A 15,408-nucleotide genomic window follows, 5' to 3' on the forward strand; every position below is an offset into this window, starting at 1 on the left:
GGCGTCCGCGGCGGATGCGTGGGCAGAGTGGGGGTATGCCGAACCGTCTCGCCGAAGCGACAAGTCCCTACCTGCTCCAGCACGCGGGCAACCCCGTCGACTGGCACCCCTGGGGTGAAGAGGCGTTCGCCGAGGCCCGGCGCCGACAGGTGCCCATCCTGCTCTCCGTGGGGTACTCCGCCTGCCACTGGTGCCACGTCATGGCCCACGAATCCTTCGAAGACCCCACCACCGCGCAGATGATGAACGCCGGGTTCGTCAACATCAAGGTCGACCGCGAGGAGCGCCCCGATGTCGACGCGGTCCACATGGAGGCGACCCAGGCCATGACCGGCCAGGGCGGCTGGCCGATGACCGTGTTCCTCACGCCCGACGGCGCCCCCTTCTACTGCGGCACCTACTTCCCCCGGGAGCAGTTCCAGCGCCTGCTCATGGGCGTGCAGCGCGCGTGGTCGGACGAGCACGAAGGCGTGGTGGAGCAGGGGCGGCGCGTCGTCGAGGCGCTGAGCGGCCCCCGCTCGGTGGGCCGCGGCGACGCCCCCGGTCCCGAGGTACTCGACGAAGCGGTCGAGGCGCTCGCCCGCGACTACGACGACGCCAACGGCGGTTTCAGCGGCGCCCCCAAGTTCCCGCCGTCCATGGTGCTGTCGTTCCTGCTGGCCCACCACGCGCGCACCGGCGCCGAGCGCAGCCGCGCCATGGCCGAGCACACCGCCGAGGCGATGGCCCGCGGCGGCATGTACGACCAGCTCGGCGGCGGGTTCGCCCGCTACTCCGTCGACGCCGGCTGGGTCGTGCCCCACTTCGAGAAGATGCTCTACGACAACGCGCTGCTGCTGCGGGCCTACACCCGCCTGTGGCGCACGACCGGCGACGCGCTGGCGCGCCGGGTGGCGCTGGAGACCGCCGACTGGATGGTCGCCGACCTGCGCACCGCTGAGGGCGGCTTCGCTTCGGCGCTGGACGCCGACACCGAGGGCGAGGAAGGGCGCTACTACGTGTGGACGCCCGCCGAGCTGCGCAACGCCCTCGGCGATGAGGACGGCGCCTGGGCCGCCGACCTGTTCGGCGTCACCGAGGAGGGCACGTTCGAGCACGGGTACTCCGTGCTGCAGTTGCGCGCGGACTCCGCCGATCCCGACCGCTACGAGCGGGTGCGCGCCGCGCTGCTGGACGCGCGCGCCAAGCGGGTGCGGCCCGACCGCGACGACAAGATCGTGGCCGCCTGGAACGGGCTGGCGATCGCCGGGCTGGCCGAGGCCGGAGCGCTGTTCGACCGGCCCGACCTGGTGGAGCGCGCCCGGGAGGCGGCCGACCTGATCGCGCGCGTGCACGTCGCCGGCGGCCGGCTGGTGCGCACCTCGCGCGACGGCAAGGCCGGGGCGAGCGCGGGCGTGCTGGAGGACTACGCCGACACCGCCGAAGGCCTGCTCGCGCTGCACGCGGTCACCGGTGAACCCGAGCGGGTGGAACTGGCCGGCCGGCTGCTCGACACTGTTCTGGAGCACTTCGGCGACGACGAAGGCGGCTTCTACGACACCGCCGACGACAGCGAGGCCCTGTTCAACCGCCCGCAGGACCCCACCGACGCGTCGACGCCCTCGGGCCGGTTCGCCGCGGCGGGCGCGCTGCTGTCGTATTCCGCACTGACCGGGTCGGCCCGCCACCGCCAGGCCGCCGACGGCGCACTGGCCGTGGCCGCTCCGCTGGCGCGCAAGGCGCCGCGTGCGGCGGGCTGGGGGCTGTCGGTCGCCGAGACGCTGCTGTCGGGTCCGCTGGAGATCGCGGTGGTCGGGCCCGGAGACTCCCCGGCGACCGCGGAGCTGCTGCGCACCGCGCTGGTGGAGGCGCCTGCGGGCAGCGCGGTCACCCGCGGTCCCGGCGACGGATCCGGTGCGGAGCAGGTGCCGCTGCTGGAGGGCCGCGGGCTGATCGGCGGCGCTCCGGCGGCCTACGTCTGCCAGGGCTTCACCTGCCGGCTCCCGGTGACCGATGCCGACGCGCTGCGCGAGCAGATCGTCCTGGCCAGGGCATGACGCCGGGCCCGCCGCCGCGTGTCCGCCTGCGGACCCGGGGCGGCGGGCGGGTCAGTGCGTCAACCGGGTGGCGGCGATGATGCGGTCGACCGTGTCCAGGCGCCGTCCGGTCTGGCGGACCTCCAGGTACAGCGTCTTCTCGCCGTGCGCGCCGGCCAGCGACGCCACGGTGACAGCGCCCGGCCGGCCGGGGCACGACGGCCACTGGCGGATCTGGCCCGACCAGTCCGGCCCGGCGAACGTCCGCTGTTCCACCGGGCTCGGGCAGGGCGCTCCGTCGAGCAGGGAGTCGAGGTCGTGACCGGTGCCCGGAAGCAGCGCCGCGAACACGCCGGCCACGGCGGCCCGGGGTTCGTCCCATGCTTCGAGGTCGGTCGCCACCAGGACCCCTGAGGTGCGGTCGGACTCCACGGCGCTGGGTACGGCGCGTCCGTTGTGGAACTGGCGGGCCCAGGTCTGGGGCACCGCCAGGCGCAGTTCGTCGCCGGCGTAGCGCACTTCGGTGAGCGCCCCGACCGGCGGCGATGCCGCGGCACCGGTGGTACCGGCCAGCACCAGCACCAGCGCGGCGGCCGCGGCCGCGGCCCGCCGCCACACGGAGCGGTAGCGCACCCACCACGGAAGTTCCGAACGCAGGTCGGGCACCATACGGATGGCCCGGATACGGTCGGTGAAGGCCTTGGCGTCGGACGGCCGGGCGGTGCGGTCCTCGGCCAGAGCGGACATGATCAGCTCGTCGAGTGCCGCCGGCACCCCCGGGCGCAGCCGCCGCGGCGGCAACCGAACGGGCGGCTGCGGCGGGCGGTGGCCGGTGATCAGCTCGTAGGCGACCGCGCCCAGCGAGTAGACGTCGGCGCGCACGTCCAGATCGCCGCCGGGCCCGTGCTGCTCGGGCGACATGTAGCCGGGGGTGCCCGCGGCCGCGGTGAACCCGGACGCGCCGTCGATGCTCTTGGCGAAGCCGAGGTCGGCCACCAGGACCCGTTGGCCGACGGGGGACGATTGCAGGAGTACGTTGGAGGGCTTGATGTCGCGGTGGATGGTGCCGTGACGGTGGAGGACGGTGACGCCTTGGCCGATTTCGGTCAGCAGCCGCAGGGCCTCGTCCAAGGGGAGAGGGCCTTTGGCGATGAGGTCGGCGACGCTGCCCTGGTCGGCGTAGGGCATGACGAAGTAGGGGCGCTCGTCGGAGAGCGTCCCGATGTCGTGCACCCGCACCAGCCACGCGGAGTCGGCTTGGCGCAGGATCCGGGCCTCGGCCATGAAGCGGTGGTGGACGTCGAGCTGGTGCGCCCAGTTCTCGGCGAGGACCTTGACGGCCACGGGGGTGTCGAGCTGGTCGTCGTGCGCGAGCCATACGGTCGCGAACGAGCCCGAGCCGAGATGCCGGATGACGCGGTATCGGCCGAAAGTGTCCGGTTGTGCCACAGGAACTGCCTTACCAGTGCCGCGGGGGTCAAACGTGGGTAATCGCGTGCGCAGCGCGGGGGCCTGGCGGCTGCGGAGCCGTCGGGGATTCCTACGCGTCCAATACGGATGTGAACCTCATGATGGGGGATGGACGTGTAACACAGGTAGACGGCGAACGGTAGCGCAGGGAGCTGGCAGTCGTGGACAACAGTGACAAAGGCCCCGGATCCCGGCGGTCGGCCGCCAAGGTCGACGACTCCCTTGAGGAGCTGGCCCGGAAGGCGCGCGACGGCGACTCCGCGGCGCTGGACGATCTGCTGCGCAGGGTCCAGCCGGAGGTGCTGCGGCGGTGCGCGCGGTTCCTGCCGTACCGCCAGGACGCCGAGGAGGCCTGCCAGGACGCGCTGCTGCGCGTCGCGCGCAACATCGGCGGGTTCAAGGGCGACTCGCTCTTCACCACATGGCTCTATACGGTGGTGTCGAATTCGGCGCGGCAGACCTACCGGTCGATGAAGCGGCGCGCTGCGGAGATGCCCACGGAGTCCGACCGGATTCCGAACCAGCGCGACCCCCGCACCACGAGCGTGATCGCCGGTTCGCGGATCGACCTGCTGGAAGCGCTCGACCAGCTCGAACGCGACCGGCCCAATCTGGTCGCCCCGCTGGTACTGCGCGATCTGTGCCAGATGGACTACAAGGAGATCGCCTCCGAGCTCGGCCTCGCCCTGGGCACGGTGAAGTCCCGTATCCACGAGGGCCGCAAGCACGTACGCGCGTCACTGCAGTAACGCGAACCGGGCGAATCGCTCTACGCTGGACCTGGTGGCACGCATGCTCGCGGTCGCCGCGCCGGGGCGCGGCGAACCGGACGGGTGCGTCGGCGCCTGTCCCCCCGAACGCGGCGAAAGGTAGCGTCCCATGGGGCTTCGTAACCCCTTGTACTGGCTGTACGAGCGCCGGCTGGAGCGGTCGCTCGGCAGCTTCGAGATCCCCCGCCACGTCGGCGTCATTCTGGACGGCAACCGCAGGTGGGCCCGGATCAGCGGACTCTCCAGCGTCGAGGCGGGCCACCAGGCCGGAGCCGAGAAGATCTTCGACCTGCTCGGCTGGTGCGACGAAGTCGGTGTGCAGGTGGTCACGTTGTGGCTGCTGTCCACCGACAACCTCACGCGCAAGCGCGAGGAGCTCGAACCGCTGCTGAAGATCATCGAGGACACGGTGACCCGCCTTCGCCGCGAAGGCTGGAACGTCAACCCCATGGGCGCCCTCGACCTGCTGCCCGACTCCACCGCACGGGTGGTGAAAGAGGCGCAGGCGGCCACATCCGGAAACTCCGGCCCGATTGTGAATGTCGCGGTCGGGTATGGAGGAAGGCGTGAGATCGCTGATGCGGTGCGGTCGCTCCTCGTCGCCGAGGCGGCCAAAGGCACCGGTATCGAGGAGCTCGCCGAGCGACTCGATCTGGACCACATCGCCGAGCATCTCTACACGCGTGGCCAGCCCGATCCCGATCTCCTCATCCGCACCTCGGGTGAGCAGCGGCTTTCCGGGTTCATGCTCTGGCAGAGCGCGCAGGCGGAGTTCTACTTCTGCGAAGTCTTCTGGCCGGCTTTCCGGAAGGTGGACTTCCTGCGGGCGCTTCGCGCCTATGGTGCACGCAACCGGCGTTTCGGCTCCTGAACCGCCCCCGCGCCGGACCGGCCGCACCGCCCCGCTGTCGGAACGGAGGAGTCGCGGCGTAACGGGGTGTTCATGTGCAGTGCGGCCCGGGGGCCTTGCTGTATTGCCGGAGCCGGGTACCGTCGAATCCAGTGAGCGGTGCCCATCCGCTTACTCGGGAGGCCCCGAGCGTTTGAGGTCCTGGCCAGTCGAGGAGCTCATGGTGACGAGGGCCGGTCCCGGCCCTCGCGGGGCCGGTCCCGGTCCTTGGTATCCCGTGAGACCAGGGCGCCGCGGCGCGCCCAAAGGGGAGAACGAGTGGCTAGTTCCTCGATCCACCTCAGTGCCGACGACACTCCCGACCTAGCCGAGCGAGGAGGCGAGCGCCGCACGTACGTGCTGGACACGAGCGTGCTGCTGGCCGATCCCGCCTCGATCGGCCGGTTCGCCGAGCACGCGGTGGTTCTGCCGATCGTGGTCATCACCGAGCTGGAGAGTAAGCGACACCACCCCGAACTGGGATATTTCGCCCGCGAGGCGTTGCGCCGGCTGGACGGCCTGCGGATCGACAACGGCGGCCTCGACGCCGACATCCCGGTGAACGAGGAGGGCGGCACGCTGCGGGTGGAGCTCAACCACAGCGACCAGTCCGTCCTTCCGGCGGGGTTCCGGCTCGGCGACAACGACGCCCGAATCCTCACTGTCGCCTCCAACCTGCGGGCCGAGGGCGCCGACGTCGTCCTCGTCAGCAAGGATCTGCCGATGCGGATCAAGGCGTCCTCGATCGGGCTCACGGCCGACGAATACCGTGCCGAACTCCCGATCGAGCACGGGTGGACCGGCATGGCCGAACTGGAGGTCCCCGCCCACGAAGTCTCTGCACTGTTCGAAGGAGACGGCACCGCCGACATCGAGGCGGCACGCGACCTGCCCTGCCACACCGGGCTCGTTCTGGTGTCCGAGCGCGGCAAGGCCCTGGGCCGCGTCCTGCCGGACAAGTCCGTCAAGGTCGTCAAGGGCGACCGCGACGTCTTCGGCCTCCACGGGCGCAGCGCCGAGCAGCGCATCGCCCTCGACCTGCTCTGCGACCCCGACGTCGGCATCGTCTCCATGGGCGGCCGCGCCGGCACGGGCAAGTCCGCACTCGCGCTGTGCGCGGGCCTGGAGGCCGTTCTGGAGCGCGGCCGACACCGGAAGGTCATGGTCTTCCGGCCGCTGTACGCCGTGGGCGGCCAAGATCTGGGCTATCTGCCCGGCAGCGAGAACGAGAAGATGTCGCCCTGGTCGCAGGCGGTGCACGACACCCTGTCCGCTGTCACCACGCAGGACGTCATCGACGAAGTGGTCGACCGCGGGATGCTGGAGGTCCTGCCGCTGACCCACATCCGCGGCCGCTCGCTGCACGACGCCTTCGTCATCGTCGACGAGGCGCAGTCGCTGGAGCGCGGCGTGCTGCTGACCGTGCTGTCGCGGCTGGGCGAGAACTCCCGGGTGGTGCTCACCCACGACGTCGCCCAGAGCGACAACCTGCGGGTGGGCCGCTACGACGGCATCGTCGCGGTGATCGAGAAGCTCAAGGGGCACCCGCTGTTCTCCCACACCACCCTCACCCGGTCCGAGCGGTCCCCGATCGCCGCCCTGGTGACCGAGATGCTGGAGGGCTGAGCCGGGCACACTCCGCCGGCCGCGCCGCCCCGGGAAGGCCCGGGGCGGCGCGGCCGCGTGTGTTCGCGGCCGCCGTACCGCTATTGCGGCCGCAGGGACCGGTTCACGTCGGCGATGATCCGGCCGTGGCGGGAGCGGCAGCGCCCGCCGCACCGGTCGCCTGGCCCCGGCCGGAGGGGCGGCAACAGGGGAGGTGGCGGGTGCCCGCCGCGGGTTCCGGAGAGGACTCGTCGTCGATCGGCGTCGTTAATCCGGCATTACCCCTACCCGAACAACGGTGCGGTAGAACCACGAGGGAGCGCTCCACAGCCCCGCGCCCCGTTCCCGCAGGAGGCATCCCGTGCCGTCGTCCCCCGATTCCTCGCGCACCCCCGGCACCCCCGGCGACGCACCCTCGCCCGCACGTCCCGACCGCCGCCGGGTGCTGCGCTACGGCGCCGCCGGCCTGGGCGCCGCCGCGATGGGTGCGGTGCCCGCCGCCCCCGCGCTCGCCCAGGGCCGCAACCGGCCGCGGCTCACCCACGGTCTGCAGTTCGGCGACCCCCGGCGCGACGGCGCCGTGGTGTGGACCCGCGCGGACCGGCCCGCGCGCATGGTCGTCGAAGTCTCCGGCCGCCCCGACTTCGCCGACGCGCGGACGCTGCGCGGTCCACGGCTCACCCCCGGGGCGGACGGCACCGGCCGGGTCCGTATCCGCGGGCTCGATCCGGGAAGCGAGACCTACGTGCGGGTGCACGCCGAATCCGGCAGCCACACCAGCGAGGTGCTGGAGGGCTCCTTCCGCACACCCGGGGGCGACCGTCCGATCCGGTTCGTGTGGTCGGGCGACGTCGTCGGGCAGGGATGGGGCATCAACCCCGACATCGGCGGCATGCCGGTCTTCTCCGCCATGGCCGATCGGGACCCCGACTTCTTCCTGCACAGTGGCGACACCTGCTACGCCGACGGGCCGCTGGAGGAGCGGGTGGAGCTGTCCGACGGGCGGATCTGGCGCAACGTGGTCACCGAGGCCAAGTCCAAGGTGGCGGAGAGCCTGGACGAATTCCGCGGGCAGTACGCCTACAACCTGCTCGACGACGCGCTGCGCGGATTCGCCTCCGGCGTCCCGCAGATCGTGCAGTGGGACGATCACGAAGTCGTCAACAACTGGTACCCGGGCGAGGTCCTCGACGACGACCGCTACCGGGTGCGCGAGGTGGACGTGCTGGCCCGCCGGGCGCACCGGGCCTTCCACGAGTGGCAGCCCATCGTCGCCGCCGAGGCGGTCGACGGCCGCATCTACCGCAGGATCGGCTACGGTCCCGATCTGGACGTGTTCGTCGTCGACATGCGCCCCTACCGGGACGCCAACACCGCTCATGCCGACGGTTTCGAACGCATTCTCGGACGGCGCCAGGCCGCCTGGCTCCAGGACGAGCTGGCACGCTCCCGGGCCACCTGGAAGGTCGTCGCCGCCGATATGCCGGTCGGGCTGGTCGTGCCCGACGGTGAAGCGGTCGAAGGCGTGGCCGACGGCGCCGCGGGCCGCCCGCGCGGGCGCGAGTCGGAGCTGGAGCGCGTGCTGCACGGCCTGCACCGCCGCGGTGTGCGCGACGTCGTGTGGCTGACCGCCGACGTGCACTACACGGCCGCCCATCACTACTCGCCCGAACGCGCCACCGCGCGCGAGTTCTCCCCGTTCTGGGAGTTCGTGTCCGGCCCGCTGCACGCCGGCGGGTTCGGCCCCAACGAACTCGACCCCACATTCGGCCCTGAGGCCGCCTTCGTGCACGCGCCGCCGACGGCCAACGCCTCGCCGATGGAGGGATTCCAGCACTTCGGCGAGGTCGAGATCGACCCGGTCGGCAAGGAACTGACCGTGACCCTGCGCGACGCCCGGGGCGGCGCCCTCTGGGCGACGACCCTCACTCCCGAGGCCGGCGGCGTGTAGGCCGCGGCCTTCCGGCGGAGCCGGTTCCGCCGGGTGCGCGCCGGTGCTGCGCGCGCCCCATCCCCCCGTGCGCCCCGGAAGCCGAGGTGGCAGGGGTGGACGCTGTTGCGGGCCTGTGGGAAGCTACAGCCGTTTCGGGAGGGGGAGTCCCATGGACACACAGACGCGGGAATGCTGTGCGCTTACCGACTGCCCGTGGTGCGGCCGCACCGACCTCGCCTGCCACTACTGCGACGGCGCAGGGCGGTGGGTCCCCGAGCGCCCGGTCGCCGACGGCAACGGCGTGATCACGTGGGAGCGGGTCGAGGAGCCGTGCCGCATGTGCGCGGGTACCGGCAAGGAGCACCGGCACCTGCCGCTCGACTAGACCCCGCGGGCCGCGCGCGCCGAGGGCGGCCGGGGTGGGCGTGACCATCCCGGCCACCCTCGGTGATGGTCCGCTCTTCGCTTTCCTTCGACCCGGTTCCTCCTCGGTACGCGGTCGAGTTCAGGAGCGCTATGTCCCGACAAGCCGTGATTTCCGGCGACGACCCTGCGTACTGTGAATCACGTCATAGCGAAATCGGTGTTACGCAGTCGTGACCATGCGGCAGGGTGGTCACAGTTGTATTAGGGAGCCTTTGGGGCGCGTGTGACGGGTCTTTGACCCCCGATCCCCACGCGGTTTTCTCCTCGGGGCGGGGCCGACCGGCGGTCGACGTGAAGCGCACCCCGCCCCGCATCTTCTTTCTGTCCAGCGGAGACCCAGGGCACAAGCTTGCTCGCGCATGCATCGCCGGGTGCGCGACCGGCGGAAAGGCGATTGTTGCTACTCAACCGGATCTCGCTGCGGGTGGCCTCGGCGGTCGGCTCGGCAGCGGTGGTCGCAGGTACGGCGTTCGCCGTCACCGCATTCGCCGACAAGGGAGGCGACCCGGGCCAAAGCGCTGCGGTGGTGGTACCGGACGCGGCCAGTGGCACACAGCGGTTCTTCGGTAAGCCGGAGCAGGTTTCCGACCAGGAGCTGGAGCAGCAGCGCGACAAGGTGCGCGACCGCCTCGGCGACGTCACCGGCGCAGCCAACGGGTCGGCCACGGTCGAGGAGGAGAAGAAGGAGGAACCCGAGGATCCGGAAGACACCGGTTCCGACGACGACTCCGGTTCCGGCTCCTCCGGAGGCGGATCGGCCGACACCGGCGACCCCAAGTCCATCGCCCGCTCGATGCTCTCCGACTACGGGTGGGGAGCGGACCAGTTCTCCTGCCTGGAACCCCTGTGGGAGAAGGAGAGCAACTGGGACCACACCGCGCAGAACCCCAGCTCGGGCGCGTACGGCATCCCGCAGTCCCTGCCGGGCAGCAAGATGGCCGACGCCGGCGCGGACTGGCAGACCAACCCCGCCACCCAGATCGAGTGGGGACTCGGCTACATCGAGCGGGAGTACGGATCCCCGTGCGGCGCCTGGGAACACTCCCAGGCCAACAACTGGTACTAGAGCCCGAGCGCTCCGAACGGGCAGTGCGGCTCCCGTATCCGAAAAGCCGCCGACAAGCGTCGAGCCGGTCCGCCGGCTCGTCCCCGCGGCCCCGGGCACCCCTCTCGTCCGGGGCCGCACCCCTGTCCGGTCCCGCGCGTCCGGCGCCGCGGCACCTGCCGGGTGCCGCGGCGCCGGACGGCGGACTCAGCGCGAGTTGGTCATCCGCAGCGTGTCGAGCGCTTCGTCGAGCTGGTCCTCGGTGAGGTCGCCCGCACCGATGTAGCCGCGCTCCAGCACCACCTCGCGGATGGTCTTGCGCTCGGCCAGGGACTGCTTGGCGACCTTGGCCGCCTCCTCGTAGCCGATGTAGCGGTTCAGCGGCGTCACGATCGACGGAGAGGACTCGGCGAACGTGCTGCAGCGCTCTTCGTCGGCCTCGATGCCGGACACGCACCGGTCGGCGAAGACCCGCGAGACGTTGGCCAGCAGCCGGATCGACTCCAGCACGTTGCGCCCGATCACCGGCAGCTGCACGTTCAGTTCGAAGTTGCCCGACGCCCCGCCGAACGACACGGCCGCGTCGTTACCCACCACCTGCGAGGACACCTGCAGCATGGCCTCGCACAGCACCGGGTTGACCTTGCCGGGCATGATCGAGGAGCCGGGTTGCAGGTCCGGCAGCCGGATCTCGGCCAGGCCGGTGCTCGGCCCCGAGCCCATCCACCGGATGTCGTTGGCGAGCTTGGCGTAGCCCACCGCGACGGTCCGCAGCTGGCCCGACAGCTCCACCAGGCCGTCGCGCGCGCCCTGGGCCTCGAAGTGGTCGCGGGCCTCGGTCAGCGGCAGGCCGGTAGCCGAAGCGATCTCGGCGATCACCTTGGCGGCGAAGCCCTCGGGGGTGTTGATGCCGGTGCCCACCGCGGTTCCGCCCAGCGGCAGCTCCGCGACGCGCGGCAGGGTCGCCTCCAGCCGCTCCACACCGTTGCGGACCTGGGCCGCATAGCCGGCGAACTCCTGGCCCAGCGTGACCGGAGTGGCGTCCATCAGGTGGGTGCGCCCGCTCTTGACGACGGTGGAGAACTCGTCTGCCTTGGCGCGCAGCGCGCCCTCCAAGTGCCGCAGCGCCGGAACCAGATCGTCCACCACGGCCGCGACGGCGGCGATGTGCAGCGACGACGGGTACACGTCGTTGGAGGACTGCGAAGCGTTGACGTGGTCGTTGGGGTGGACCGCGGCGCCCGACCGCTCAGCGGCGACGGACGCGACCACCTCGTTGGCGTTCATGTTGCTCGACGTGCCCGAGCCGGTCTGGAACACGTCGATGGGGAACTCGTCGTTCCACTCGCCCTCGGCGACCTCCAGGGCCGCATCGCGGATCGCGGTGCCGAACTCCGCGGGGATCACCCCCAGTTCCGCGTTCACCTTGGCCGCGGCGGCCTTGATGTGCCCGAGGGCACGGATATTGGCGTGCTCGATCCCCTGCCCGGAGATCGGGAAGTTCTCCACGGCACGCTGCGTCTGCGCGCGCCACTTGGCTTCGGCGGGGACCCTGACCTCGCCCATCGAGTCGTGCTCGACGCGGAAACCGCTCATCGTTGGATCACACCTCATGACACCTCGCGGGAAAGCCTGGATCCAAGAGTGCCAGATCGCCGCGCCGCACCCGTCGGCAACCCCGCACCGCCTGGAGCGATGCGCGTGCACGGGCCCCTCGGCCGCCGGCGCGCGACCGGGCGTCCACAGCGCTGAAAAACTGTGGCCGAGGGGCACCGCCTGCTTCTACGGTTGTCCCATGTCGCTATCGGGACACCGCTCTCACGTGGGCTCATCCGAACCGTCCTACCCCGACGATTCGGCGGCCCCCTCCGACCGCACCCGGCCCGCCGAACCCGACGGGCCCGACGGCCCCGTCGCGGGCGCCGCGCCGGCACGCGGCGCCGGATCCCACTCCGGCTCCGCGCCCGCCATCGCGCTGCGCGACGTCGTCAAACGCTTCGGCTCCTTCACCGCCGTCGACGGCCTCGACCTCGACGTCCCCAGCGGCACCGTCTTCGGACTGCTCGGCCCCAACGGCGCCGGCAAGTCCACCACCATGAAGATGCTCACCGCGCAGAGCCGCGCCGACTCCGGTGAGATCACCGTGCTCGGCCACGCCGTCCCCCGCGCCTCCAAGCGCGCCCGCGCCCGGATGGGGGTCGTGCCCCAGCACGACAACCTCGACGAGGAACTGACGGTGCGGGAGAACTTGGAGGTCTTCACGCACCTGTACCGGGTGCCGCGGGCACACCGCGCCGAGGCCGTCGACCGCGGGCTGCGCCTGGCCCATCTCGAAGACCGCCCCCACCTGCGCGCCGACAAGCTCTCCGGCGGCATGCGCCGCCGCCTGCTGATCGTGCGCGGGCTGGTGCACCGCCCGCACCTGGTGCTGCTGGACGAACCCACCGTCGGACTCGACCCCCAGGTGCGCCAGGAACTGTGGGGACTGATCACCGACCTGCGCGCCGAGGGCGTCACCGTGCTGATGTCCACCCACTACATCGAGGAGGCCGAACGCCTCGCCGACGTCGTGGCCCTGATGGCCGGGGGCCGGGTCGTGTCCGAGGGGGTTCCCGCCGACCTCATCGCCCGCCACGCGGGATCGACCGTCGAGGAGTTCCCGCTGGAAGCGGGTGCGCGGGCCGACGAGATCGAGGAGCGCGTCGCCGCCGCCGGCCTCGCCACCCGCCGCACCGGCGCCACCCTGTCGGTGCTGCGCGCCGACCGGATCCCCGAGTCCCTGCGCGAATCGCTGGGCCGCGGCAACGCCCGCGCGGGCAACCTCGAAGACGTATTCGTCACCTTGACCGGGGAGAGAGTCGAATGAGCACGGATGCGAGCACGGATGCGAGCGCGGAAGGCCGACCGGCAGGCGCGGCCCCCGTCGCCCAGGCGCCGCCGGGACGGTTCGAACTCGCGCCGATCGCGGGCGTGCTGGCCCGCGAGTGGGCCCTGTACCGGCGCAGCTGGAAGCCCACGACCTTCGCCGCGGTCGTCGAGCCGGTCATCATGCTGCTGGCCTTCGGCGTCGGCCTCGGCTCTCTGGTGGGCGCGATCGGCGGCTACGACTACATCCACTTCCTGGGCACCGGGATCGTGGCGACCTCGGTGCTGTTCACGTCGATGTTCCCCGGGCTGATCGACACCTACGTGCGGCGGGTCTTCCAGCACACCTACGACGGCATGCTGGCCGCCCCCGTCGACGTGCGCGAGCTGGTCACCGGCGAGGCCTGCTGGATCGCCTGCAAGGCGGGCGTCTACGGCTGCGCCCCGCTGCTGGTGGCGATCGGCTTCGGGCTTCCGGCGTCGTGGGCGATGCTGCTCGTGCCGGTCGTGGCGTTCGTCACCGGGTTCGGGTTCGCGCTGACCGGTATCTGGATGTCGGCGGCGGTGCCGTCCATCAAGACGATGGACTACATCATCTCCGGGATCATCACGCCGCTGTTCCTCATCGCGGGCACCTTCTTCCCGATCGACACGCTGCCGGGATGGGCCCAGGCCGTCGCGAAGGTCAATCCGCTTTACCACTGCGTCGAGCTGGTGCGCGGCACCGCGTTCGGCATCGGCATCGGCGAAGCCGCCCTCCACTTCGCCGCTCTCGCGGCGTTCGTGGTGGTCGCGTGGTGCTTCGCGGTGTTCCAGATGCGCCGCAAGCTCATCGACTGACGGCGCTCCTACGGGTGCGGCCCCGAGCGCCGGGCCGGGCCCCTCGGCGCATCACGCCGAGGGGCCCGGCCGGAGTGCGCGTCGTGTTCCGTCAGCCGCCGTCGGGCGCCCAACGGGCCTGAAGCGATATCGCCTCCTGGGTGTAGCCCACCGAGGCCCCGACCGCGCCCCACTGGTCGGGCGCGTCCTCGTCGGTGCTCTCGGCGACGGGCCGCAGGTCCAGGTACACCCCCAGGTGGGCGGATCCGGTGTCGGCCATCGTCTTCTCGAAGACGGGATCGTCGCCTAGCCGGCCGGTGCCGGTGGTGCCCGAGGTCGCGATGGTCGTCGACCCCTCGGACGTGACGCCGGGCGGCGAGTTGTAGGAGCCCTCCCACATCCGCTCGACCACGTCCTCCACGGCGCCGGAGTCGGCGCCCTCGGCACGGTACTGCAGCGACGGCATGCTCGACGTCCCGTTGAAGAACTGGTCGAGCGACCCGCCGAGGTCGGTGATCCCCACCGCGGTGCTGTCGCCCAGCAGGCTGCCGATCCCGTCGGGCATCGTCAGCCCGAGTTCGGACATCATCCCTTCGAGGTCGGCGAATTCGTCGGGATCGTCCTCGTAGGCCTGTGCGGCGAAGTCGGATATCCCGGTGCCGCCGAACGCGGCCTTCGTATCGTCGGGCAGGTCTGCCATCACCGGCAGGCCGGGCTCGGGAACGTCGTAGTCGGCCAGACTGACCCCGTCGACGCCGAGGTCGAACGCGTCGCCGCGCAGCTCCAGGTACTCGGGACGGATGCGCAGCCCCACGGCCATGCGGCCGCGGACCTCCTCGTAATCCTCCAGCGACTCCAGCGGGCCGGGCTGGCCGTACCCGTCGTAGGTCGCGGCCTCCGAGTCCCCGCCGCCCAGGGCGGCGATCCGCTCCAGGTCCATCCAGGCCGACGCGACGTTGTCGGCCCCGATCGCGTCCATGTCCGCGGTGTAGACCTCGTTCTCGGCCAGGGTTCCGCCCGAGGCGACCTGGGAGTCCAAGTGGTCGAGAGCGGCGGAGTCCTCCGTGATGACGGCGAAGCCGCCGTCCACGTCGATGGCCGGTTCGGTGTCCACCTGGCTGCGGATCTTCTCCAGGGTCTCTTCGGCGGCGGTCTCGTCCTCGGCCTCGATGGCCACGGCCAAGGCTTCGCCCGACTCGCCGGAGCCGGCGTCGCCGGCGTTCCAGACCGCCGCGCCGAAGCGCCCGCCCAGCCACGGCTCGAAGTCCTGCTCGTAGGTGACACCGTCGAGCTCGGCTTCCTCGATGTAGGCGTCGACGACCTCCTTGGCCGGGTCGGCCTCCGGGTCGACCTCGTCGCGCAGGGAGGCGGGCAGCCGATTCACGAAGCGGGCGTAGTCGGTCAGCTGACTGCCGTCGGGCTTCAGGTCGAGCTTGACGAAGGCCATGGAGGAAGCGGGCATCACCTCTTCGGGCTGGGCGCCCACGAAGACGTTCTGGGCGACGCTGGTCGTCGCCCACACGGTGCCGGCCATCATGACCACACCCAGCCCCGCTGCCACCGGGATCATC

12 protein-coding genes are annotated in these 15,408 nt (G+C 71.5%); 9 read left to right on the plus strand and 3 right to left on the minus strand.

What is annotated here, in order from left to right; genetic code table 11:
• Positions 1–35: 35 nt before the first annotated feature.
• A complete protein-coding gene (locus HNR25_RS15640; RefSeq protein WP_184636196.1) occupies positions 36–2,036 on the plus strand; it encodes a thioredoxin domain-containing protein in 2,001 nt (666 codons plus the stop codon).
• 51 nt (positions 2,037–2,087) lie between these two features.
• Here HNR25_RS15640 and HNR25_RS15645 read toward each other — a convergent pair whose 3' ends face one another.
• The gene (locus HNR25_RS15645; protein ID WP_184636198.1) at positions 2,088–3,464 is read right to left on the minus strand and encodes a serine/threonine-protein kinase; all 1,377 of its coding nucleotides are present in this window, start codon (positions 3,462–3,464) and stop codon (positions 2,088–2,090) included.
• Positions 3,465–3,646: 182 nt separating this feature from the next.
• Here HNR25_RS15645 and HNR25_RS15650 point away from each other — a divergent pair, with 182 nt between their 5' ends.
• From HNR25_RS15650 to HNR25_RS15675, 6 genes are all read left to right on the plus strand, one after another.
• Positions 3,647–4,234: an RNA polymerase sigma factor gene (locus tag HNR25_RS15650; protein WP_184636199.1), complete on the plus strand. Its 588-nt coding sequence runs from the start codon at positions 3,647–3,649 to the stop codon at positions 4,232–4,234.
• Between the two features lie 130 nt (positions 4,235–4,364).
• Positions 4,365–5,126: an isoprenyl transferase gene (locus HNR25_RS15655; protein ID WP_184636201.1), complete on the plus strand. Its 762-nt coding sequence runs from the start codon at positions 4,365–4,367 to the stop codon at positions 5,124–5,126.
• A 312-nt stretch (positions 5,127–5,438) separates the two neighbouring features.
• The gene (gene phoH2, locus HNR25_RS15660; RefSeq protein WP_312862730.1) at positions 5,439–6,770 is read left to right on the plus strand and encodes an RNA 5'-3' helicase PhoH2; all 1,332 of its coding nucleotides are present in this window, start codon (positions 5,439–5,441) and stop codon (positions 6,768–6,770) included.
• 460 nt (positions 6,771–7,230) lie between these two features.
• Entirely contained in the window at positions 7,231–8,700 is a 1,470-nt protein-coding gene (locus tag HNR25_RS15665; protein WP_184639376.1) for an alkaline phosphatase D family protein, read from the plus strand.
• A gap of 151 nt (positions 8,701–8,851) precedes the next feature.
• On the plus strand, positions 8,852–9,067 hold the full coding sequence (locus tag HNR25_RS15670; protein ID WP_184636203.1) for a hypothetical protein: 216 nt from the start codon (positions 8,852–8,854) through the stop codon (positions 9,065–9,067).
• A 438-nt stretch (positions 9,068–9,505) separates the two neighbouring features.
• Positions 9,506–10,174, plus strand: a complete 669-nt coding sequence (locus tag HNR25_RS15675; RefSeq protein WP_184639378.1) for an aggregation-promoting factor C-terminal-like domain-containing protein — start codon at positions 9,506–9,508, stop codon at positions 10,172–10,174.
• Positions 10,175–10,360: 186 nt separating this feature from the next.
• On the opposite strand, the gene HNR25_RS15680 is transcribed toward HNR25_RS15675, so the two are convergent.
• On the minus strand, positions 10,361–11,749 hold the full coding sequence (locus HNR25_RS15680; RefSeq protein WP_184636205.1) for a class II fumarate hydratase: 1,389 nt from the start codon (positions 11,747–11,749) through the stop codon (positions 10,361–10,363).
• Positions 11,750–11,948: 199 nt separating this feature from the next.
• On the opposite strand from HNR25_RS15680, the gene HNR25_RS15685 reads away from it, so the two are divergent.
• On the plus strand, positions 11,949–13,019 hold the full coding sequence (locus HNR25_RS15685) for an ABC transporter ATP-binding protein (RefSeq protein WP_184636207.1): 1,071 nt from the start codon (positions 11,949–11,951) through the stop codon (positions 13,017–13,019).
• Positions 13,016–13,858 (plus strand): ABC transporter permease, encoded by an 843-nt coding sequence (locus HNR25_RS15690; RefSeq protein ID WP_184636209.1) that lies wholly within the window; start codon positions 13,016–13,018, stop codon positions 13,856–13,858. Before HNR25_RS15685 ends, HNR25_RS15690 begins: the two co-directional genes overlap by 4 nt.
• A 91-nt stretch (positions 13,859–13,949) precedes the next feature.
• On the opposite strand, the gene HNR25_RS15695 is transcribed toward HNR25_RS15690, so the two are convergent.
• A complete protein-coding gene (locus tag HNR25_RS15695; protein ID WP_184636211.1) occupies positions 13,950–15,407 on the minus strand; it encodes a DUF3352 domain-containing protein in 1,458 nt (485 codons plus the stop codon).
• Between the last annotated feature and the right edge of the window lies 1 nt (position 15,408).

Source organism: Streptomonospora salina (assembly GCF_014204715.1).
Taxonomy (GTDB): domain Bacteria; phylum Actinomycetota; class Actinomycetes; order Streptosporangiales; family Streptosporangiaceae; genus Streptomonospora; species Streptomonospora salina.